22 protein-coding genes, 1 tRNA gene and 2 rRNA genes (1 of these 25 only partly in view) are annotated in these 20,783 nt (G+C 41.3%); 7 read left to right on the forward strand and 18 right to left on the reverse strand.

Going from position 1 to position 20,783, the window contains the following annotated elements:
* Positions 1 to 5: 5 nt before the first annotated feature.
* From sufU to EHS13_RS24695, 5 genes are all read right to left on the reverse strand, one after another.
* Positions 6 to 446: a Fe-S cluster assembly sulfur transfer protein SufU gene (sufU, locus tag EHS13_RS24675; RefSeq protein WP_155702939.1), complete on the reverse strand. Its 441-nt coding sequence runs from the start codon at positions 444 to 446 to the stop codon at positions 6 to 8.
* Entirely contained in the window at positions 433 to 1,659 is a 1,227-nt protein-coding gene (locus EHS13_RS24680) for a cysteine desulfurase (protein WP_155702940.1), read from the reverse strand. The genes sufU and EHS13_RS24680 overlap by 14 nt, the downstream gene beginning before the upstream one ends.
* Positions 1,656 to 2,957 (reverse strand): Fe-S cluster assembly protein SufD, encoded by a 1,302-nt coding sequence (gene sufD / locus EHS13_RS24685; protein ID WP_155702941.1) that lies wholly within the window; start codon positions 2,955 to 2,957, stop codon positions 1,656 to 1,658. Before sufD ends, EHS13_RS24680 begins: the two co-directional genes overlap by 4 nt.
* A gap of 17 nt (positions 2,958 to 2,974) precedes the next feature.
* Entirely contained in the window at positions 2,975 to 3,763 is a 789-nt protein-coding gene (gene sufC, locus EHS13_RS24690; RefSeq protein WP_155705501.1) for a Fe-S cluster assembly ATPase SufC, read from the reverse strand.
* A gap of 207 nt (positions 3,764 to 3,970) precedes the next feature.
* Entirely contained in the window at positions 3,971 to 4,552 is a 582-nt protein-coding gene (locus tag EHS13_RS24695; protein ID WP_155702942.1) for a DUF1802 family protein, read from the reverse strand.
* A gap of 145 nt (positions 4,553 to 4,697) precedes the next feature.
* Between EHS13_RS24695 and EHS13_RS24700 the strand changes: the two genes are divergently transcribed.
* The 3 genes from EHS13_RS24700 to mtnA all read left to right on the forward strand — a co-directional run bounded on the left by EHS13_RS24700 (position 4,698) and on the right by mtnA (position 7,276).
* Positions 4,698 to 4,868: an asparagine synthase gene (locus tag EHS13_RS24700; protein ID WP_155702943.1), complete on the forward strand. Its 171-nt coding sequence runs from the start codon at positions 4,698 to 4,700 to the stop codon at positions 4,866 to 4,868.
* A gap of 135 nt (positions 4,869 to 5,003) precedes the next feature.
* The gene (gene mtnK, locus EHS13_RS24705) at positions 5,004 to 6,212 is read left to right on the forward strand and encodes an S-methyl-5-thioribose kinase (protein WP_155702944.1); all 1,209 of its coding nucleotides are present in this window, start codon (positions 5,004 to 5,006) and stop codon (positions 6,210 to 6,212) included.
* Positions 6,209 to 7,276 (forward strand): S-methyl-5-thioribose-1-phosphate isomerase, encoded by a 1,068-nt coding sequence (gene mtnA, locus EHS13_RS24710; protein ID WP_155702945.1) that lies wholly within the window; start codon positions 6,209 to 6,211, stop codon positions 7,274 to 7,276. The genes mtnK and mtnA overlap by 4 nt, the downstream gene beginning before the upstream one ends.
* Before the next feature lie 68 nt (positions 7,277 to 7,344).
* On the opposite strand, the gene purT is transcribed toward mtnA, so the two are convergent.
* The 3 genes from purT to EHS13_RS24725 all read right to left on the reverse strand — a co-directional run bounded on the left by purT (position 7,345) and on the right by EHS13_RS24725 (position 10,586).
* The gene (gene purT, locus EHS13_RS24715) at positions 7,345 to 8,520 is read right to left on the reverse strand and encodes a formate-dependent phosphoribosylglycinamide formyltransferase (protein WP_155702946.1); all 1,176 of its coding nucleotides are present in this window, start codon (positions 8,518 to 8,520) and stop codon (positions 7,345 to 7,347) included.
* A 56-nt stretch (positions 8,521 to 8,576) separates the two neighbouring features.
* Positions 8,577 to 9,929, reverse strand: coding sequence for an Nramp family divalent metal transporter (locus EHS13_RS24720; protein WP_155702947.1), 1,353 nt, complete (start codon positions 9,927 to 9,929; stop codon positions 8,577 to 8,579).
* A gap of 354 nt (positions 9,930 to 10,283) precedes the next feature.
* Positions 10,284 to 10,586, reverse strand: a complete 303-nt coding sequence (locus EHS13_RS24725; protein WP_155702948.1) for a YunC family protein — start codon at positions 10,584 to 10,586, stop codon at positions 10,284 to 10,286.
* Positions 10,587 to 10,745: 159 nt separating this feature from the next.
* Here EHS13_RS24725 and EHS13_RS24730 point away from each other — a divergent pair, with 159 nt between their 5' ends.
* The gene (locus EHS13_RS24730; RefSeq protein WP_155702949.1) at positions 10,746 to 11,228 is read left to right on the forward strand and encodes a hypothetical protein; all 483 of its coding nucleotides are present in this window, start codon (positions 10,746 to 10,748) and stop codon (positions 11,226 to 11,228) included.
* Between the two features lies 1 nt (position 11,229).
* Here EHS13_RS24730 and EHS13_RS24735 read toward each other — a convergent pair whose 3' ends face one another.
* From EHS13_RS24735 to EHS13_RS24755, 5 genes are all read right to left on the reverse strand, one after another.
* The gene (locus EHS13_RS24735; protein ID WP_155702950.1) at positions 11,230 to 12,279 is read right to left on the reverse strand and encodes a hypothetical protein; all 1,050 of its coding nucleotides are present in this window, start codon (positions 12,277 to 12,279) and stop codon (positions 11,230 to 11,232) included.
* 48 nt (positions 12,280 to 12,327) lie between these two features.
* On the reverse strand, positions 12,328 to 12,702 hold the full coding sequence (locus EHS13_RS24740) for a DUF423 domain-containing protein (protein ID WP_155702951.1): 375 nt from the start codon (positions 12,700 to 12,702) through the stop codon (positions 12,328 to 12,330).
* Positions 12,703 to 12,706: 4 nt separating this feature from the next.
* A complete protein-coding gene (locus EHS13_RS24745; RefSeq protein ID WP_155702952.1) occupies positions 12,707 to 13,006 on the reverse strand; it encodes a hypothetical protein in 300 nt (99 codons plus the stop codon).
* A gap of 107 nt (positions 13,007 to 13,113) precedes the next feature.
* Entirely contained in the window at positions 13,114 to 13,599 is a 486-nt protein-coding gene (locus EHS13_RS24750; RefSeq protein ID WP_155702953.1) for a DNA-deoxyinosine glycosylase, read from the reverse strand.
* Positions 13,600 to 13,695: 96 nt separating this feature from the next.
* Positions 13,696 to 13,881 carry a hypothetical protein gene (locus EHS13_RS24755; protein WP_155702954.1) on the reverse strand — a complete coding sequence of 62 codons (186 nt, stop codon included), beginning with the start codon at positions 13,879 to 13,881 and terminating at the stop codon, positions 13,696 to 13,698.
* Between the two features lie 206 nt (positions 13,882 to 14,087).
* On the opposite strand from EHS13_RS24755, the gene EHS13_RS24760 reads away from it, so the two are divergent.
* From EHS13_RS24760 to EHS13_RS24770, 3 genes are all read left to right on the forward strand, one after another.
* The gene (locus tag EHS13_RS24760; protein WP_155702955.1) at positions 14,088 to 14,450 is read left to right on the forward strand and encodes a hypothetical protein; all 363 of its coding nucleotides are present in this window, start codon (positions 14,088 to 14,090) and stop codon (positions 14,448 to 14,450) included.
* Positions 14,451 to 14,618: 168 nt separating this feature from the next.
* The gene (locus EHS13_RS24765) at positions 14,619 to 15,848 is read left to right on the forward strand and encodes a DUF2157 domain-containing protein (RefSeq protein ID WP_162463243.1); all 1,230 of its coding nucleotides are present in this window, start codon (positions 14,619 to 14,621) and stop codon (positions 15,846 to 15,848) included.
* Positions 15,841 to 16,386 (forward strand): GDYXXLXY domain-containing protein, encoded by a 546-nt coding sequence (locus tag EHS13_RS24770; protein WP_155702957.1) that lies wholly within the window; start codon positions 15,841 to 15,843, stop codon positions 16,384 to 16,386. Before EHS13_RS24765 ends, EHS13_RS24770 begins: the two co-directional genes overlap by 8 nt.
* Here EHS13_RS24770 and EHS13_RS24775 read toward each other — a convergent pair.
* The 5 genes from EHS13_RS24775 to EHS13_RS24795 form a co-directional block, all read right to left on the reverse strand.
* Entirely contained in the window at positions 16,383 to 16,787 is a 405-nt protein-coding gene (locus tag EHS13_RS24775) for a hypothetical protein (RefSeq protein ID WP_155702958.1), read from the reverse strand. The genes EHS13_RS24770 and EHS13_RS24775 overlap by 4 nt on opposite strands.
* Positions 16,788 to 16,885: 98 nt before the next feature.
* Positions 16,886 to 18,628 (reverse strand): Rieske (2Fe-2S) protein, encoded by a 1,743-nt coding sequence (locus tag EHS13_RS24780; protein WP_155702959.1) that lies wholly within the window; start codon positions 18,626 to 18,628, stop codon positions 16,886 to 16,888.
* 174 nt (positions 18,629 to 18,802) lie between these two features.
* Positions 18,803 to 18,879: transfer RNA gene (locus EHS13_RS24785), tRNA-Met, on the reverse strand.
* A gap of 43 nt (positions 18,880 to 18,922) precedes the next feature.
* Positions 18,923 to 19,039: ribosomal RNA gene (gene rrf, locus EHS13_RS24790) — 5S ribosomal RNA — on the reverse strand.
* Positions 19,040 to 19,148: 109 nt separating this feature from the next.
* Positions 19,149 to 20,783: ribosomal RNA gene (locus EHS13_RS24795) — 23S ribosomal RNA — on the reverse strand (it continues 1,291 nt past the right edge of the window).

Below are 20,783 nucleotides of genomic sequence, written 5' to 3' on the forward strand. Positions count from 1 at the left end.
CCTAGTTAAGCTTGCTCATGTTCGTGCTTCGATTTCTCGATGCCTTTACGTAAAGCGTTCCATGCTAGTGTAGCACATTTAATGCGTGCTGGGAATTTATTAACACCAGATAAGGCCTCAATATCTTCATATTCAAACTCCACAGGCTGCCCTTTCATTAGAGCAGAGAAATCCTCAGCAATCTGTAAAGCTTCTTCTAAGGACTTGCCTTTCACTGCGTCGGTCATCATCGAAGCAGATGATAAACTGATGGAGCATCCGTCACCGGTATATTTAGCATTCTGTACGATGTCATCAACAATTTGCAATTGAAGCGTAATTTTGTCACCACAGGTCGGATTATTCAATTCAATGGATACAGCATCATCAGAATCAAATTGTCCCTTATTGCGCGGCGTTTTATAATGATCCATTATGACTCTACGGTATAAATCATCTAATTGCATAACCAAAGTACTCCTTTGTTTTTAATAAGGCCAATGCCAAACGATCCACATCTTCTTCTGTATTGTATAAATAGAAGCTCGCTCTAGCCGTGGAAGAAACATTCAGCCAGCGCATTAAAGGCTGGCAGCAATGATGTCCTGCACGTACAGCAACCCCTTCTGCATCCAATACTGTTGCCAAATCATGTGGATGAACATCGCCTAAATTAAATGTGATGAGTCCTGAGCGGTTGCTTGTAGGACCGTAAACCGATAAATCCTCGATAGTCGTTAATTTGTTCATTGCATAGGATACGATTTGTTTTTCATGCTGTTCGATGTTATCAAGCCCCACATCTAGAAGGAAATCAATTGCAGCGCCAAGCCCAACAGCACCAGCAATAATAGGGGTCCCCCCTTCAAACTTCCAAGGGAGCTCTTTCCAGGTCGAGTTCTCCAAATCCACATGATCAATCATTTCGCCGCCAAATTCGATTGGCTCCATATTGTTCAACAGTGCTTTCTTGCCATATAGGACACCAATCCCCGTAGGTCCGCACATCTTATGCCCAGAGAATGCATAGAAATCACAATCCAAATCCTGCATATCCACTTTCATATGGGGGGTACTTTGGGCTCCATCGACTAAGATCTTAGCGCCGTTACGGTGAGCAATCTCTGCAATTTGTTTAATTGGATTTACAACACCCAATACGTTAGAGACATAAGTGATGGCTACTATCTTGGTATTAGCTGTGATAGTTTTCTCAACATCCTCGATCAGGACGTTTCCATCGGATTGCATAGGAATATATTTTAAAGTTGCTCCTGTAGCCTTCGCTACTTGCTGCCAAGGAATTAAATTACTGTGATGCTCCATAGCAGTAAGCACGATTTCGTCGCCTTCTTTGCAAACTGCACGTGCATAGCTGCTTGCAACGATATTGATTGCTGTAGTAGTACCACGAGTGAAAATGATTTCTTCGGTTGATTTGGCATTGATGAATCGTGCTACTTTCTCGCGTGCACCTTCATAAGCATCTGTCGCCCGTGAGCCCAAGGTATGGACCCCGCGATGCACATTTGCATTGTCCAATTCATAATAACGCTTAACGGCTTCAATTACAGAAATCGGCTTTTGCGAAGTCGCTGCGCTGTCCAAATAAACCAAAGGATGACCATTAATGTCCTGATGCAAAATTGGAAACAACTCACGAATCTGCGAAGTAATCATTGGCCGAGTTTCCTCTCTACAAGCTCTTGCAGCTTAGCTGCCAATTTCTCAATTGGTAATTCTGCAACAACAGGGGCTAAAAAGCCATATATGATCAAACGTTGTGCTTCTGATTTAGCAATACCGCGTGACATTAAGTAATGGATTTGCTCGGGATTAACTTGACCTACGCTGGCAGCATGACCGCATTTAACATCATCTTCATCGATGAGCAGGATAGGATTAGCATCTCCACGTGCATGCGGACTTAGCATAAGTACTTTTTCCGTTTGTTGACCATTAGCGCCAGTAGCGCCTTTTTCAATCTTCGTCACGCCGTTAATGATAGCTGTAGATTTATCACGCATAACTGCACGAGTAATCATATCGCTATTCGTACTGCGTCCAAAGTGGATAGCACGTGTAGTCAAATTCATTTTTTGATCATTTGTTCCTACACATATCACTTTAGCGTCAGATGAAGAACCGCCGCCTTTAAGAATTGAAGTAGTGTCTGACAACACATTACCGCTGTTTAATTCCCCAACAATCCATTCCATACGCCCATCATTCTCAACAACCGCACGGCGATAAGTTAGATCGGTTACTTGCTCACTCAGACTATGAACGGAAGCATATCTTACCTTAGCACCTTGCTTAACGAATACTTCAATTACTCCATTTGCTACGCGTTGTCCTTCTTCAGTTGAAATCCAGTTATCCACAAATGAAACCGAGCTATTCGCTTCTGCTACTATCAGGATATGCGGAGCAAACGTTGCTTGAGCGTCATTCGATAAGAATAAAGCTTGCAGCGGTAATTCAACCTTCACATTCTTAGGCACGTAAATAAAAATACCGCCATTCCAAATTGCTGAATGTAAAGCAGATATACGGCTTTCATCTTGTTTAACAGCTTGCATAAAATAAGATTTAATCAAATCACCATGCTGTTGCAGGGCCGATGCTAATTCGAGGAATAAAACACCTTGAGCCGCCAATTCAGCCTTGACGTCGCTGTAGGCAACATTTGAATTGATTTGAACCAATAGGTTAGCGCTGTTTTCTTCATTTAAAAGCTCTTTTGCCGCTTCCGGCAGCTCATTATAAGTCTTTATCAAGTCTGTATGTTTATAACCGCCATAGCCATCTAAGCTCCAACGGTCTAATCTTGTTTTCTCAAGTTTAGGTAATTCCAATGCTCCTGCTAGCTCCAAGCCCTTTAATCTAAGCTCAGACATCCATTGCGGCTCTTGCTTGCTCTCGGATTGTGCTGAAACAGATTGGCGATCAACGGGAAGTATAGTTTCAATACTCATCTTATTCTCTCCTTTATTTAAACGCCAAGTCCAACGGTTTCGTCAACAATACCAAGCTCATCTTTAATCCAGTCATATCCATCTTTTTCAACTTGCTCAGCAAGCTCGGCGCCACCTGATTTCACAATGCGCCCTTGCATCATGATATGAACAAAATCCGGTGTAATGTAATCCAACAAACGTTGGTAATGGGTAATAATCAAGAAACCTCTATCTTCGCTTTTCAAGGAATTAACACCTTCAGCTACAATACGCAGAGCATCTATATCCAAACCAGAATCGATTTCATCCAAAATGCAGATTCGAGGTTCAAGCAGCATCATTTGCAGGATTTCATTGCGTTTCTTTTCTCCGCCTGAGAAGCCTTCGTTTAAATAACGATGAGCAAATTCAGCAGCCATATCCAATTCCTTCATTTTCTTTTCCATTTGACGGATAAACTTGATCAACGAGATTTCATTGCCTTCGCCACGTTTAGCATTGATCGCACTGCGTAGAAAGTCAGAATTCGTTACTCCAGAAATTTCACTAGGGTACTGCATGGCCAAGAAAAGTCCAGCCCGTGCTCTTACATCTACTGCCATCTCAAGAACATCTTCGCCATCTAAAGTCACACTGCCTGCAGTTACCTCATACTTAGGATGTCCCATAAGAGTAGAAGCCAAGGTGCTTTTACCTGTACCGTTTGGCCCCATGATTGCGTGGATTTCCCCACCCTGAATCGTTAAATTAAGACCTTTGAGAATTTCCTTTCCTTCAACAGACGCTTTCAATCCGTCTATAATAAATTTAGGTGAATTTGCCATTTTGTTTGTACCCTCCGATAGTTTAATTATAATCATTCTTAAATGATAATCATTGATAATCATTTGTAACTTCATTATAGCGCACCTTGATTGATGAATAAAGTCCATTTTCAGAAAATATGTAAAAAGACTTGACTCTTTTGTGAAAACAAGTTTGGTAGCGCTATTTTAACCCTTGGTCTTCCTTCTCAAAGGTGGGGCAGCCGTTTACCCATGAGATATTAATTCCGAAATTAGCTTATTTTGAGCTTCAAACTCCGTCTCCGACAGAACTGGACTCATTTCTACGCCCTCTGGAAGCTCTATTTTCAGACTAATCCAAGACTTACAGCCGTTATATTCATCTAATATAGGCAGCTCAATCGGTCTCTCTAATTTAAAGATGCGCAGGATTAGCACATGAAGTGGTTTAGCTCGCTTCCATTTTAACCGTTCCTCGGCAAAATATTCGGTCCAGATGTGATAAGGGAATAATCGATTCAATTCCTCTTGCGAATTAACCTCGAGATCGGCTACCACTTCCGCGTAGCTAGTTAGTGTGACTGTAACTTTCTGAACATCAGTTGCTTGTGTTATGGACTCCAAACGCAGCTGATAAACATCCTTCAGCAATTCAATCTTCTGATGCTCATAAGTAGGAAAAAGAAAAAACGCATTGCTTTCCAATTTAAAATCACGCGTTTCTTCAATAATACCGCCTTTGCGCATAATAACGATTTGCTCGCCCGCTTCCAGTGCATCAATCGCTACGGCCCATTCCTTCAAAGCAATTGTATCGACTACCTTCATTAATTAAGGACCCCCTGTTGCACTCATTCTCTGTCTTATTATATTTACTAAGGGAAAACAATGCAAACCCCCCACAGCATAAAAAGCTTGCCCAAACTCCATACTAAAGGAGCCTCACCTATTATGAAATGAAGGGAGATCCACTATGCGCGAAGGAATCATACCGGCTATTTTGGGAACGGCAGTAACTGCAACTGGAGCCACAATACGAGGTAAGCATCCTGTTGTGGGCTGGGGAGTCATGGGTTTTGGATTAGCCCACGTTCTTCTTGGAGCCATTGACTTGGTTGAGCACCGCCATCATAATCGTTTTTAGAATTTATTAAAGAATTAGGATTAGAACAGATGGATCGAATTAATCGATTCTTCTGTTTTTTATTTTTGTAAATGTATAGAGAAATAAGTTAATATATAATTTAACAATGATAACATTTTTATTTGGAGGTAGCTTATGTCACAATATCATGCATTGAGCGAACAAGAAGCAGTTGAGTACGCAAGGAATATTCCTAATTTCTTCCCCGAAGGCGCTGAGTTTGTATCACGAGAAATTGGTGATGGCAACTTAAATCTTGTCTTCCATATTTCCGATAAAGTAAGTGGAAAAAGCTTAATCCTTAAACAAGCTTTGCCATACGCCAAGGTTGTAGGCGAATCCTGGCCTCTGACTCTCGATCGGGCACGGATTGAAAGTGAAGTCTTATTATTAGAAGCTTCATTATGCCCTGAGTTAGTTCCTCATGTTTATACTTATGATCCAGCTCTAGCATTAACCGTAATGGAGGATTTAAGTGATCATACGATCATGCGCCGAGGTTTGATTGAAGGCAATCGATATCCTTTATTTGCTGCGCACATTTCACACTTTCTTGCCAAGACATTGTTTTATACATCCGACTTAGGTTTAAACCAGCAGGAGAAGAAGCTTAAGGTCCAACAATTCATCAATCCCGAGCTTTGCAAAATAACTGAAGATCTGATTTTTGATCACCCCTATTGGAATGCCGAAACGAATAATTATAATCCACTTATTCGCAAAGAAGTCGAACAAATCTGGCAGAATGATAAATTGCAATTCGAGGTGGCTGTCTTACGTGAAAAGTTTCTTACACATGCACAAGCACTGCTTCATGGAGATCTGCATACAGGCAGTGTCTTTATTACAGCACGCTCCACTAAAGTTATCGACCCCGAATTCGGCTTTTATGGTCCTATGGGCTTTGATATTGGTGCTGTTATCGCTAACTTATTATTAAATTATGCGGGACAAGAGGCATGGATAGCAGACGAGAAAGCTCGACATGACTTCCGTGAATACCTATTAGAAACGATTCGTGACATTTGGACTTTATTCGCTGAGCAATTCCAAGCTCATTGGACTCAAGATGGCGTTGATCGTTTGTCCAAGGTTGCCGGCTATCGCGAGGATTATATGCTGCGATTGCTGCAAGATAGCATCGGTTTTGCTGGCAGCAAAATGATTCGGCGTATAATCGGCCTCGCCCATGTAGCAGATATCCAATCCATATTGGATTTAGAAGCTAGAGCACGGTCCGAGAGAATTGCCTTGAGTATTGGCGAAAGCTTGATTCTCTTAAATCGCCACGCTCATTCTATAGAAGAAGTAATCGATATTGCAAAAGGAGCGTTAACTGAATGAGCACATTAATTGATAAAGTACTAGTGTCCTTGCGTTGGAATGCCGATCATTTGGAATTATTAGATCAGAGACTTTTACCTGAAGAGATCCTTTATTTGAACTTAACTCAGGTTGCAGAGGTTTGGGAAGCGATTCGTCAGCTTAAGGTACGTGGAGCTCCAGCAATTGGAATTGCGGCAGCTTATGGGGTGCATTTTGCAGCTCAGCGATTCATTGAAAGCAATCCATCTACTTCTATCCAAGATGTTATTGCAGAAGTAAAGCAACAAGCCGAATACTTGGCGACTTCCAGACCCACTGCAGTGAATTTATTCTGGGCATTAGACCGAATGAAGCGGAGGACGGAGACTCTTTGTTCTACAAATCCATCTGAACTATCAGCTGGGCTTTTAGTTGAAGCTCAGCAAATCCAGTCTGAAGATGAAGAAACCAATCGAATGATTGGTGAGCATGCGCTTACTCTCTTCGAAAGTGGCATGGGTGTATTAACGCATTGTAATGCAGGTGGTCTAGCAACGGCCAAATATGGCACAGCTTTAGCTCCCTTTTATCTAGCACTTGAAAAAGGCATCGATTTGAAGGTGTTCGCCGATGAAACACGTCCCATTCTGCAAGGCGCACGCTTGACTGCTTTTGAATTGCAGCAGGCTGGAGTGGATGTGACGCTAATTTGCGATAATATGGCCGGCATGGTGATGGCCAAGGGCTGGATCCAGGCTGTCATCGTCGGAACTGACCGTGTCGCTGCGAATGGCGATGTCGCTAATAAAATTGGGACTTATAGTGTTGCCGTTCTAGCGAAAGCACACAACATTCCATTCTATGTAGCTTGTCCACTCTCGACAATTGATTTAAACACACCTACGGGGGAGCAGATTCCCATTGAAGAGCGTCATGCGGATGAGATAACACAAGGCTTCGGCAAACGCACCGCGCCTCAAGGGATCAAGGTTTATAATCCGGCATTCGATATTACTCCACATGAATATGTAACAGCAATCATTACCGAAAAGGGCATTGTTCGGCCCTCCTATCTAGAAAATTTACCTAAGCTATTTAATTAAAATTAAATTAAAGCAGGTCATTCAGAGGATACTCCCTCTAGAATGACCTGTTTTTGTATAATCAGAAATTAATAGTTTATTTTCAAGCAATCTGCTGCTTGTTTAGCTTGTTTACGAGCCGTTTCCACATCGTCTGCCGAAGATAATGCGACTGCCATTCTACGGCCGACCTTCGTCTCAGGCTTACCAAATATACGCAGCTGTGTGTGCTTGCCTTGCAAGGCTTCTTCCATTCCTTGAATGGTAAACTGTGTGCTTTCTTCGGTTGCTTTTAAAGTATAAGTGGCACCGGGTGTTAATAAACGAATCGAAGGGATCGGATATCCCATAATAGCACGAACATGCAAAGCAAATTCGGATAAGTCCTGGGTCACTAAAGTTACTAGTCCCGTATCGTGTGGTCGTGGAGATACCTCACTAAAATATACCTTGTCCTTGCCTAGGAAGAGCTCAACACCATAAATTCCATACCCTCCAAGCGCATCCGTTACTGTTCGAGCAATATGCTGGGCTTCTTCAAGCTGTTTAGCTGACATTTCATGCGGCTGCCAGGATTCAATATAATCGCCATCTTTTTGAACATGTCCAATTGGAGCACAGAAAGTCGTTCCTGAAACAGAGCGTATGGTCAGCAATGTTATTTCAGATTCAAAAGAAATAAACTGTTCCACAATAACCCGTGCACTTTTTACTCGACCGCCTTCAATAGCCGTATTCCATGAATCCTCAATATCATCAAGTGTTTTACAAACGCTTTGTCCTTTACCTGACGAGCTCATAATTGGTTTAATCACACAAGGTGTACCCATTTCAGCCACAGCAAGCTTTAATTCTTCCAAGCTATCAGCAAAAACGTATGCAGCTGTAGGAATCTTTAGATTCTCTGCAGCTAATCTACGTATACCTTCGCGATCCATGGTCAGCTTAGAAGCTAAAGCTGTAGGAATGATGTTATAGCCTTCCTTCTCCAATATTACAAGCTCAGATGTCGCAATAGCTTCAATCTCGGGTACAATCCAATCCGGTTTCTCTGCTTCAATTAACGACCGCAGTTCTTGCGGGTTCAACATATTAATTACATAGGATCTGTGAGCAACCTGCATGGCAGGCGCATTCGCATAACGATCTACTGCTATGGTTTCGACTCCTAATCTTTGCGCTTCAATTATGACTTCTTTTCCAAGCTCTCCGGAACCAAGCAGCATCATTTTTTTGGCAAACTTGGTTAATGGTGCACCGTACAATAGAATCAACTCCAAGGATTTGTTTTTCTTTATTGTGAAGTCAATACTCACTGATGTCAACCAAAGAATGTTTGGAATAGTAAATAGGCATTTAATACGATTATAACACCTGCAACAAACCAAGCTAATATATTCAACCACATGGGATTTCTAAACTCGCCCATTTTCTTTTTATCGCTGGTAAACATAATAAGTGGAACAACAGCAAACGACAACTGCAAGGATAGAATAACCTGACTTAAGATCAAGAGTGACATGGTGCCCTTCTCACCCGCAATAATAGTGACGATAACCGCCGGGATTATGGCAATAAGTCTTGTAATTAATCGTCTAAGGACAGGTGACAGCCGGAGATTGAGAAAGCCCTCCATAACGATCTGACCAGCTAAAGTTCCGGTTAAAGTTGAATTTTGCCCAGAAGCTAACAATGCTACTGCAAATAAGATACTGCCTAGTGTTGTACCTAGTAATGGTGTAAGGGTATGGTACGCATCGCCGATATCCTTAACTTCAGTTAAACCAGCCGTATGAAATGTCGCCGCTGACAAAATCAGTATCGCTGCATTGATGAATAAGGCAAAGAATAAAGCAATCGTAGAATCCCATGTTGCAAAATGAATAGCTTGACGTTTACCAGCTGAATTCCGATCAAAATTTCGCGTTTGTACTATAGAAGAATGCAGGTATAAATTATGAGGCATAACCGTCGCTCCAAGAATACCAATGGCAATATAGAGCATGAGTGGATTAGTCAAAATCGAAGCCTGAGGAACGAAACCACTCATAATTCCGCCCATATCCGGTTTGGATAAAAACATTTCAGCCGCAAAGCAACCACCGATGGTTACAATCAATACAATTACAAAAGATTCAATATAACGAAAGCCTTTATTCTGTAAGAATAATATAACCAATACATCCAAAGCAGTTATCATGACTCCATATACTAGTGGGATCCCAAAAAGCAGCTGTAAGGCTATAGCGGAACCTATAACCTCTGCCAGATCACATGCCGCAATAGCAAGCTCACACATGACCCACAAGAAGAAAACGACTGGTTTACTAAAATGATCCCTACAAGCTTGCGCCAAATCTCGCCCTGTCACGATCCCAAGCTTTCCAGCTAAGGCTTGCAGTAAAATCGCCATTAAATTGGAAATCAGAATAACTGATAATAACGTATACCCGAAAGCTGAACCCCCTGCAATATCCGTAGCCCAATTACCAGGATCCATGTAACCTACTGCTACCATATATCCAGGCCCAGCAAATGCAATGAATTTACGCAACCAAGATCCTTTTTGGGGAATACGGACGGAACGGAATACTTCAGGTAAGGATGGTGACTTTTGTGGACTTCTCCACCCTTCATCTTCATTGTCTATTGCTGCTGAATTTGATTTGTTCATGTTAATCACCTCTTAGGATGTATATACCTTATTTCTCCAATTTACGTGCATCAGGTTAATAGTGTTGCACTAGGTAAACATTTACCTCAAAAAAAATTCCAAGATTAACGAGATATGAAATGGACTGTAAACCAGACTTAATTGAATTGTACGCCTCTAAAATATTTTGTCAAGGGAACCTTTATTTAATACGGTCCAAACCCTTATATCATAAGCCTCTAAGGCCTCTCTGCCCATTAAAAACTTATATCATAATATATCCATTTCTACTGAAAATTTGTTCCTACTACTCTTTAACTAAATGATTCAACTTTATTCAATATTAATCAAAAAAAAGACTCCCTCTGCGGAAGTCTACATCATTAACTTTAAAGCTTCTCTACCTGTCATCCCAGGCATTATCCCCAGCGCCTCCGCTTCAAAAGTTACTGATTCCAATGGCGCTTCCATCAGCTGCTCGATTGTCTTCACACCTACAGCTCTTCCAGCGATAATCTTGCGATCTTTAAGCCTATCGTTTAATAGTGAAACATCCAAAGCACCGCACATAATGTAGCCTTTTTCAGTAGACACAGAGATCAACGTAGTTTTGGGCAAGGAGACTTCAACTCCAATAGCCTCTACCCCTTCATAACGAATCGGCACCATTATTACCATATTGGGCTCGCCTCCGACTTTTTATTACAATAATATATGCGATTACTTGAAATTGGTTAATTTCAGAATTGTAACCTGCATTTTATTTTGTTATCATAGGACAAGTAGAAAGTGGTTATAAAGTCTTATACTAAATAAATCATGCGAGGCGTGAACATCATGGAAAAAAGTAAATCGGTCATGAAAAAGAAAGTATATTTATTCCATGTCGATGTACTCCTAGAAGGCTATAACAAAGCCATGGCACAGGAAGCTCTACAAGCTTTATTAAGATCCGATAAAGTGAAATTTGTACAAATGGAATCAGATACACCAGAAGCAGGTCAAATCGAAGAACAAAAACCCAAGAAGAAAGAGACCGCTAAACCAACTGAAGTAAAGCCAGACGAGAACAAAAAGCAAGAAATCAAGCCAATCAACGACGCAGGATACCGACATATCATTAATCAAATTGAAGAATTCAAAAAGAACAATACACTTATTCGTTTATCCATCGTAAAGGAAAAAGGTGTTAAACTAAGTGTTCCTTGTCGAGTGCTTAATTATGACGATACTTCCAAATATGTAACCATCTATCATGTGGATGAAAAAAAGGTATACCAATATAGTTTAAATGAAATTGATGATTTGGTTGTTGGTTAAATTAAGTAAGCAGCTTTTGATTGATAATTTCTTTAGGAGAGTTGTAATTCTCATACAGATGCAGTAAAAACGAAGCAACCCCATAACCAAATAAAGTCGAGAAAAACGCAGCGAATGCAGATATAACAGGCATTGGCGGATGAAATGGAAAGCTTGGATTAATAAGTGTAACCGAGTAGATACAACATACTATACCTAGAGTAATTACCACCCATCCCATTCGATGCGGTTTTAATTTATAGGTATATACATATAACAGATCAACCACTACAGCACAAAGTATTAAAAAATAGGGAATAGTCGATTGTGGATACTCCACTAAACCATAAACTAGATTTGTTAGTACTCTAAAACCCACATAAATCGAAACTACAATTGTACAAGAAAAAGATCCTAGCTTGTAATACCGAATTATCCGAAATAAAACCATACAAGCAAAACAAGCATAAACGCCATATAGCCAATCCGGAATTCCACCATAAATTTGGGATTTTGGATTACTTAGTAAATCTAGAATATCTTTAGAAGCCAGCGGCGTTCCTTGATCAAACAAATATAAAGACAGGACACCTTGCTCTTGCTGCAATTGGGGAAACCAGAAGGATTCAAATACAAATACCATCAAAAACAATAAATACATCGTGCGCTTTGCCTTCGTAATAATCCGCTCTGCATAATCCGCTTCTACTTGCAATATAGTCCCTGCTATCATTAAAGCAGTCCCTGTGTACAGAATAGCATGCGTTATACTCCAAGTGGTCAAATCAATCCCAAAAATTCGATGCCACGCTTCATCTAGCGGAATTCCTATAAAAAACACTAAAAAACCAAGACCACTGACTTTCAGTGGCTTAGTTAGTTTATACTCTGCTCTTCTCGCCATGTATATCCAAAGCAAACAAGCCAAAACCAATCCGATGGAATTCACAATATGGGAAGACTGTGTCGTTTCTCTTAGATATTTAAAGTGAAACGACGCATCCCATGAAGCCCCAATTGCTTTAAGTGAAAAAGCCACAATCCATAAACCTAGTAGAGTGTTCGGTTTCACTATATCCGCTCCATCATCAGATTTTGAGCTTATTTGTTTAGTTAATATCTATGATTTTTTAAAAGCACTCCAAAATAGCATAAACCAGCCAATAAGAAAGGCTAATCCCCCTAATGGTGTAATTGCTCCTAGAATCTTCACTCCACTTAGGCTAAGTGCATACAAGCTACCGGAGAACAGGATGATGCCAATAAAGAATAACCAGCCTGACCGTCTTAATGTTGGATCATTAGTTAATTGTTTGGATAAAATAGCTACTAGAATCAGAGCTAGACCGTGATACATTTGGTACTGCACTCCTGTTTGAAAGACAGCCAGCATGTCTGAAGTTAGTCGTTCCTTCAGTATATGCGCACCAAAAGCACCTAGTGCAACTGCTAGAAAAGTATTAATACTTCCAAGCATAAGAAATGTTCGTAACATATTCTTAGAATTCTCCTATATCGTGTTGACCTACTATTAAAGTGACCGTTTCAAGCAGCACCTTAACTACACTTCGTTCGCCCAACAAATTAATTTCTAGATCTACTATTTTTGAACGCTTGCCTTCATTCGTTCTTTTATCATAAACGACGGTAAATTCCTTCAATCCCAAAGGATACGTGACTACGGTAGCACCAATTGTGGGAATGGGGGTTTCGACCTCGCCATGATCAAACTCAACCTCATGAATTAGTTCATCATTCATATCTACTATTTTTACTAATTGACAAATATCATAACGCATTAGTACCCCTCCTACTCTATTTATCTTTAATAATCTAGTTGAATTGTACCATATTTACGTTAAAATAGCAGTTGGATATTTAGTGATTTTATTCACTTAAAATTTCCTTATAGAATGATAATTCCCCATAATTTAAGCTTATTCTCAAAGGACAATGTATATGCAGGGCTTGAAGATGGTAATTTATGATAAGTATGATCATTGATAGTAAGATTTGGTGCAACATACCTCGTAAATAATTCAAAAGCTTTACCACCATTAAAGAAGAATGTACGAATATTAGGAAACTCTGTTAACAAACGCTCAAAATCATTCATGACCGGATTTTCTATATCTGAATCCAAGCTGCCTGCTCGCTCACAATGACTTACGACATCCCATAATGCTGTCTGCTTGGATAATAAAAAATCGGTTCTTTCCTTATAACTTAAACCTGGATCACAACCATGCAAAGTATAAAAAATACGCCAAAATTGATTGCGGGGGTGAGCATAATATTGCTGCTGTCGAAGTGATTCTACTCCAGGCATCGAGCCAAGAATGATTTGCTTGCTTTGCGAATCAGCTAACCATGGAAATGATGAAACCTGCATGATGACCTCCTAAAGATAAAAAGCCGAGATCCCTATAATAAAAGGAACTCGGCTTAATGTAAGATATAATTGGATTAAGCTATGTATGTCTTGTTGTTAGATCTTGATATCTAAAAAGCTTGATAGTCCTGATGGCTGTTGAAGCTCTTTAAGAAATTTAGCTGGGTTGTTCTTGCCTTCATCTACCCAACCTTGAACTACGGATTGTGCAATACCTTTACCTGCTTGAATTGAGGAAACAATAACACCTTGAACTGGAATTCCGCCTACACTACCTGACATAATTCATTTCCTCCTTCATCATTAATACATTGCCGACATATTTTTATAAATAATACCATAAATCGATCTAAAAATCTATTTAATAATAAAAATTGAGAGATTAGACCTACGTCCGCAGCCCTTGAATTAATTATGCATATTCTCATTTCTGCTGCATATATTACATTGATTAACTCTTTATACCTATTATTTGAAGGAGGACAACAATGGGATTTTTCAACAAACTGAAAGAAGGCGCAGGCAAAGCCGCGGATCTCGCTAAAGAAACAGTTGAAGTCACACGCTTAAATACACAGATCTCAGCAAAAAAAAGAGAGATTGAGAAAAGTCATAACCGCATTGGTGAATTAATTTTTAGTGCTTTTCAACAGAATGATTTGTCTGTCGCAGAGGGGCAAGTAACAACGGTTTGCCAAGAGATTGTAACTCTACAGCACGATATTCTACTGCTTGAATTAAAGATTAAAGAAGTCAGAAATGAAAAGTCCTGTGTTTGCGGAAAAACCATTACCTTTAATGCGAAATTTTGTCCAAGCTGTGGTCACCAATTCGTAACCGATAGTGAATAAATAACATTATGTTATTAGGTAGTCTGCTTGGAGAAACTCAAGCGGACTATTCATGCTGTCTTGCCATGTTTATTCCAATACCAAATAGGGTATTAGATAAAGATAATCCTATTTAAGTCGTAAAAAGCGATCTATACTAAGGATATGAATTGTAAAGAGGTGATCGTGATGAATCGAAAATTAATTGAAACAGAAGGCCAACGTTGGGTTGAATTAGGTATTGTTACACCCGTTCAATATAAACAAATTTTAAAGCTTTATACAGAACGTGACCATGCTATTGGATTGGTTCCACTGTTAGGAAGCATTCTGCTTGGACTTGGTTTGATCAGCTTTATCGCTGCAAATTGGCAAGGAATCTCGGAGCTTTTCCGGCTAATTATCATCCTAATCGCATTATGCGGATTTTATTTTACGGGTGAGGCCCTTTTAAGAAAGAATCAAGAGAAGCTGGGTATTGCTTGCATTGGGTTAGGTTTAATAAGCTTTGGCACAGGTATTATTCTAATCGCACAAATGTTTCATTTGCAGGCTTATGATGTTTCGTCTTGGATTGTTTGGGGAATTGCGGGTGCTGCTGTAACATACTTATATCGAAGTCGCTATCTATTTCTCTTGACGTTAATCATAGTTTCCATTACTGAGTGGTACAGCGTTGTCGAATTCAATCATTTTAGTTATCTGACGTTTGCTATTATGATTATTGGGCTAGGCTCCTATGTCTGGATTCGTAAGGATTCATTGGTAACATGGCTATTCAGCATAAGCTTTATCATTCAATCTTTCATGCTTGTTGAAGTAAATGATTGGCACTTTCTCTGGAATGCTATCCCTGTTATTCTGCTTTATACACTGGGTGATGCTGTGCAGGAATCTAAAATTAGAGTCCCCTTTCAATCTGCTGCTTTAATCTCGATTTATCTGTTTGATTTATTCTTTATTATAATTGTAGGAAACCAGGATCACGTTGATTTATATGATCATCTGTTAGCAAAAACTTTTCCGTTTCTCATAAGCGTCGCTTTTATTTTTGTAATATCCATCTACTTAAAGCTACGCCAGAATAGAGGGATAACCGGATTCGACTGGATCTTATTGCCTGTGCTTCTTTATTTACCTTTTGAGGTTGATATACTCTACATTTTTATCCTATTTCTTTTCTCTTCCTTTATTTTATGGAGAGGTTATGTGGAAGGATGGCGCTTCAAAATTAACTTAGGAACGCTTTTATTTCTCTGCAGTACAATGGCTGCTTACATCAAGCTTACTTGGGATTTCATGGATAAGTCCTTGTTTTTTATTATCGGAGGTTCGCTATTACTTGGGTTAAGCTGGGTTCTGAACCGCAGACGGAATAAATTTCTCGAGGATAATAAGGAGGTGATCGATCGTGATTAAACCAAATTCGGTTAAGCTTCGTTCTAAATTAATTGTTGCTTTAGTGCTAATCCAAGCCTTATTCTTAATCGGGATCGCAATTTCTTATTATGCAATTGGTTGGTATGGCAAGGAGATTCGTCTTCAGACATTACCGATCGATCCAAGAGATTTGCTTTATGGGGATTACGTTAACCTTAACTATGATATTAATGAGCTAAGCACCTCACTGTGGAGGGGGCCCGGCGATGTTAATGATCTCTCCAATAATCTTTATGTGGTTCTAAAGCTTGACGAACTAAGCAAGAATGGGACGTACAAAGCAGTAGCCCTTTATGGTCATAAACCTAAAATCCAAAAGGATGAGGTTGTATTAAAAGGACACACCAATTACACTGGGGACAGCACTATATTTGTGAAATACGGCCTGGAAACTTACTATGTACCTGAAAATACAGGCAAGGAGCTTGAGCAGAAAGCTAATTTAGGCAAGCTAGTGGCTAATGTGAAAGTTGCTTCTTGGGGAAGAGCTGTAATCGAGGACATTGAAATACCTTAATTTGGTTGTAGACTTAACCATTGAATTGCACTAGATTCGTCTTCAAAGAACCGAAAGGTAAAAGAATCATTGGATAGGCTTAGTCCCATATTCTCAAGAGTATTACGTCCTGTATTGCTTAAAGGCAGGAGCGCTGCAAAATATTTAAGCCCGGCTCTGAAAGAAATCGGAATCCATTCTTTCATAATCCAGAGCTGATCGTCTGAATTTATGACTATTAAACTGGATGAAGAAATGAGCCACTTTGTATAACCAAGGGATTGTAAACACTCAATCCCTTTTAACAAAGAGGCTCTATATTCTTCACCTTGTATATGTGCTTTAAATCGCATAGTTACATACTGGATAGCATCGTTAAAACAAACATCATATTTATCAGCGGATAGATAGACTTGTTCCATATTCAAACCTCCAATAGTCGCATGTACCCCCTCATTATACTCTATTTTTTTAGAAAATTGTGTAAATCCTTATTCATTTGCTCTTTAAATCAAAACAATTATTCCTCTTCAAACAACCTTTCACCTCGATGCAACCGCCAAGCAATTTTAGCTGTATGAGATAACTCTCTAGCTGTTGGAGCATGGGCAGCCAAGTAACGAGTAACCGCAAGCAACATAGTTTCCTTAGCTCGCTCTGCGAATGCACCATGCCTTAATTCCCAGCTGTCATATTCAGCGATAGCGGCTTCAAACATTTGAAAAGTGTGGAAATTAGCATCTTCTCTAAGTAATGCATGCCCCAATTGATTAATCAGCTGCTCCGGATTGCCCTGGTTATTAAGAAAACCCATAACCCAACGGGATGCCTCATTCACATTCTGACGTTGATCCATAACATCCAACAGTTTCTCTGGTTGATTAGTATCGATCAGCTTAACATCCTTAGGGCGAGAAGCAGCAGGAACATTGAGAAACCGGTCCAAATAGATACTCATTGCACCATGATATATAGCACGAATAAGCAATGGATGTGTAGAATGGCGCAGTCTCTCATGCGTTGCATGAGCATAGGTAAAAGTGTGGAGAACAGCAATCCAATCTCCGAAATCATTTTGTGTATGGAAGCGAACAATTCGTTCCGCTGACGCTAAAGTAATTAGTTGAGCTAATTGAGCCGGATGCCCCCCACTTTGCAAAAGTTTGGTTAATAGCTGTGTAGTCTCGAGTGGTTGATCACTTAATAGCTGTTGGATTATCTGATCTTCCTCATCTTCAGTTAATTGTCTGTAAGTGTCCGTTGGACTTGATGATACAATTTCAAAAGCTGCTTTTAATGGGGAAACCAGATCAATAGGTGCTTGCCACTGATGCAGCTCCTCGCTTCGGGTCGGACCACCGAGCATAGGAATGAGCGATGAAAGCACCTTATTCTTCTGATCATTACTCACATATTGAAGCGCCTCAAATGCTTTATTATGAAAATCAAATGTATGCCCTCCATCGAGATAAAAATGATCCGTTACTGCCATGAGCATCATTTCTGCCAGTTGTTCATCAGATACCCCTTTATGAATTGCAGTCAGTAGAATACGTTCAGCACCTTGCGTATCTCTAACCTCGATGCAGTTTCTATACCAATCGATTAACCTTCCTATTGCCACTTCCTCTGAAGGAAGTGGGCTTAATAAATGCCTCTGTTCTTTACCGGAACTACTACGAGCCGTATGAAGCAAGCCTTGATAGAGTGCAAGAATTTTGCCTGTCTTATCAAGCTTAGGAAGTATGCGCGTCATCGCTGTCAATATCGTTAGCCCCGAATTCCAGCCACTGCCAAATGTTGTACCAAATTCAATTCCAATTCGTGCGATATCTGCTTCTGCCACATTAGCCTCCACTAAACCGACTACTGACTTGGCGATAACGATTCCGATGTTCTGCTCTAAGCCTTCTTTCAACCGATTCTTGTACTTCTCTATATCATTCGTGCGCTTCGACTGTGGATTTACCCACAGCTCCCCGTCTTCGAGCTTAACTTCATATACAGGCACATCGTCAGCCCAAGGATCCAAAGTCCCGCCGCTGCAAACATCAAAACGGGCATGATGCCAGTGACAGGTCAGGATCCCCTCACACAAACTACCCATATGAAGTGGAAAACCCAGATGAGGACAACGATTATCTACGGCATAAACAGCATCTTCATGGTAAAAAACTGCGATACCGCCTTTCACTACTTTAGCTCCTTCATGCTTAAGCGCTTCCATATTACCAGCGTGAATCCAGTTAGTTTCTTGGTTCATAGGTTATGATTACCTCCTTAGACAGTAAAGCAATTTTTATATCAGTATCATATCATAATTTGGACTTAACTTCAGATCTTAAACGAGAAACTTATACAAAAAAGCTAAGGTCAATTAAATGACCTTAGCTTAAATTTCAATTTTTCTATTTGTTTATTAACTTATGTATTTACTTGGTTGCGGGGGCAGGATTTGAACCTGCGGCCTTCGGGTTATGAGCCCGACGAGCTACCGAGCTGCTCCACCCCGCGATATTAATAAATAAGTAATGCCCACCGAAGTGGGCATTTTCTTGCTTGGCAACGTCCTACTCTCCCAGAACCCTGCGGTTCAAGTACCCTTGGCGCTGGAGGGCTTAACGGTCGTGTTCGAGATGGGAACGCGTGGTTCCCCTCCGCCATCATTACCAAACGCGGTGCAATTCAAGGATTATTCCCTGAAAACTAGAAACGAAGCGAAGAGTTGTGAAACATCCAGGTAACACACTGCTTCTTATACATGACTGCATAACAAGTCTTATTGGGGTAAGCCCTCGACCGATTAGTATTTGTCAGCTCCATACATTGCTGCACTTCCACCTCAAACCTATCAACCTCGTGGTCTACAAGGGGTCTTACATACTGGGAAATCTCATCTTGAGGGGGGCTTCACGCTTAGATGCTTTCAGCGCTTATCCCGTCCGTTCTTGGCTACCCAGCGATGCTCCTGGCGGAACAACTGGTACACCAGCGGAACGTCCATCCCGGTCCTCTCGTACTAAGGACAGCTCCTCTCAAATTTCCTGCGCCCACGACAGATAGGGACCGAACTGTCTCACGACGTTCTGAACCCAGCTCGCGTACCGCTTTAATGGGCGAACAGCCCAACCCTTGGGACCTACTTCAGCCCCAGGATGCGATGAGCCGACATCGAGGTGCCAAACCTCCCCGTCGATGTGGACTCTTGGGGGAGATAAGCCTGTTATCCCCAGGGTAGCTTTTATCCGTTGAGCGATGGCCCTTCCATTCGGAACCACCGGATCACTAAGCCCGACTTTCGTCCCTGCTCGACTTGTTGGTCTCGCAGTCAAGCTCCCTTATGCCTTTGCACTCTTCGAATGATTTCCAACCATTCTGAGGGAACCTTGGGGCGCCTCCGTTACACTTTAGGAGGCGACCGCCCCAGTCAAACTGTCCACCTAACACGGTCCCTTGCCCCGATTCAGGGGCATAGGTTAGAACCTAGGTAGGATCAGGGTGGTATCCCAACGTCACCTCCACACAAGCTGGCGCTCATGTCTCAAAGGTTCCCACCTATCCTGTACAGATCATACCCAAATTCAATATTAAGTTACAGTAAAGCTCCATGGGGTCTTTCCGTCTTGTCGCGGGTAACCTGCATCTTCACAGGTATTAAAATTTCACCGGATCTCTCGTTGAGACAGCGCCCAAGTCGTTACGCCATTCGTGCGGGTCAGAATTTACCTGACAAGGAATTTCGCTACCTTAGGACCGTTATAGTTACGGCCGCCGTTTACTGGGGCTTCAATTCATAGCTTCGCCTTGCGGCTTACCACTCCTCTTAACCTTCCAGCACCGGGCAGGCGTCAGCCCGTATACTTCGCCTTACGGCTTCGCACAGACCTGTGTTTTTGCTAAACAGTCGCTTGGGCCTTTTCACTGCGGCCCCCTCGGGCTATTCACCCTACCGAGGCACCTCTTCTCCCGAAGTTACGAGGTCATTTTGCCGAGTTCCTTAACGAGAGTTGTTCCGCGCGCCTTAGAATACTCTTCTCGCCCACCTGTGTCGGTTTGCGGTACGGGCACCTTCTCCCTGGCTAGAGGCTTTTCTTGGCAGCTTGAGTACATGATCTTCGGTACTGTAATTTTCCCTCCGCGTCACAGCCTAGCCTAACAAAGTGCGGATTTGCCTACACTTTAGCCTCACTGCTTGCACAGACACTTCCATCCGTCTGCATCTTTCCCCTTCTGCGTCACCCCATTGCTCATAACGGTTCACGGTGGTACTGGAATTTCAACCAGTTGTCCATCCACTACGCCTTTCGGCCTCGCGTTAGGTCCCGACTTACCCTGAGAGGACGAGCCTTCCTCAGGAACCCTTAGGCTTTCGGCGGACAAGATTCTCACTTGTCTTTTCGTTACTTATACCGGCATTC

The organism is Paenibacillus psychroresistens (assembly GCF_009728935.1).
Classification (GTDB): domain Bacteria; phylum Bacillota; class Bacilli; order Paenibacillales; family NBRC-103111; genus Paenibacillus_AC; species Paenibacillus_AC psychroresistens.

What these genes read in the sequence shown, in the direction of transcription:
- EHS13_RS24700 (WP_155702943.1), top strand. Translation starts at nt 4,698, where the DNA reads ATGCGCGAAGGAATCATACCGGCTATTTTGGGAACGGCAGTAACTGCA.
- EHS13_RS24780 (WP_155702959.1), bottom strand. Translation starts at nt 18,628, where the DNA reads ATGAACCAAGAAACTAACTGGATTCACGCTGGTAATATGGAAGCGCTT.
- EHS13_RS24730 (WP_155702949.1), top strand. Translation starts at nt 10,746, where the DNA reads ATGGAAAAAAGTAAATCGGTCATGAAAAAGAAAGTATATTTATTCCAT.
- EHS13_RS24760 (WP_155702955.1), top strand. Translation starts at nt 14,088, where the DNA reads ATGGGATTTTTCAACAAACTGAAAGAAGGCGCAGGCAAAGCCGCGGAT.
- EHS13_RS24755 (WP_155702954.1), bottom strand. Translation starts at nt 13,881, where the DNA reads ATGTCAGGTAGTGTAGGCGGAATTCCAGTTCAAGGTGTTATTGTTTCC.
- EHS13_RS24765 (WP_162463243.1), top strand. Translation starts at nt 14,619, where the DNA reads ATGAATCGAAAATTAATTGAAACAGAAGGCCAACGTTGGGTTGAATTA.
- mtnK (WP_155702944.1), top strand. Translation starts at nt 5,004, where the DNA reads ATGTCACAATATCATGCATTGAGCGAACAAGAAGCAGTTGAGTACGCA.
- EHS13_RS24680 (WP_155702940.1), bottom strand. Translation starts at nt 1,659, where the DNA reads ATGATTACTTCGCAGATTCGTGAGTTGTTTCCAATTTTGCATCAGGAC.
- EHS13_RS24695 (WP_155702942.1), bottom strand. Translation starts at nt 4,552, where the DNA reads ATGAAGGTAGTCGATACAATTGCTTTGAAGGAATGGGCCGTAGCGATT.
- EHS13_RS24745 (WP_155702952.1), bottom strand. Translation starts at nt 13,006, where the DNA reads ATGCGTTATGATATTTGTCAATTAGTAAAAATAGTAGATATGAATGAT.
- sufC (WP_155705501.1), bottom strand. Translation starts at nt 3,763, where the DNA reads ATGGCAAATTCACCTAAATTTATTATAGACGGATTGAAAGCGTCTGTT.
- EHS13_RS24720 (WP_155702947.1), bottom strand. Translation starts at nt 9,929, where the DNA reads ATGAACAAATCAAATTCAGCAGCAATAGACAATGAAGATGAAGGGTGG.
- EHS13_RS24740 (WP_155702951.1), bottom strand. Translation starts at nt 12,702, where the DNA reads ATGTTACGAACATTTCTTATGCTTGGAAGTATTAATACTTTTCTAGCA.
- EHS13_RS24750 (WP_155702953.1), bottom strand. Translation starts at nt 13,599, where the DNA reads ATGCAGGTTTCATCATTTCCATGGTTAGCTGATTCGCAAAGCAAGCAA.
- sufU (WP_155702939.1), bottom strand. Translation starts at nt 446, where the DNA reads ATGCAATTAGATGATTTATACCGTAGAGTCATAATGGATCATTATAAA.
- mtnA (WP_155702945.1), top strand. Translation starts at nt 6,209, where the DNA reads ATGAGCACATTAATTGATAAAGTACTAGTGTCCTTGCGTTGGAATGCC.
- sufD (WP_155702941.1), bottom strand. Translation starts at nt 2,957, where the DNA reads ATGAGTATTGAAACTATACTTCCCGTTGATCGCCAATCTGTTTCAGCA.
- EHS13_RS24725 (WP_155702948.1), bottom strand. Translation starts at nt 10,586, where the DNA reads ATGGTAATAATGGTGCCGATTCGTTATGAAGGGGTAGAGGCTATTGGA.
- EHS13_RS24775 (WP_155702958.1), bottom strand. Translation starts at nt 16,787, where the DNA reads ATGGAACAAGTCTATCTATCCGCTGATAAATATGATGTTTGTTTTAAC.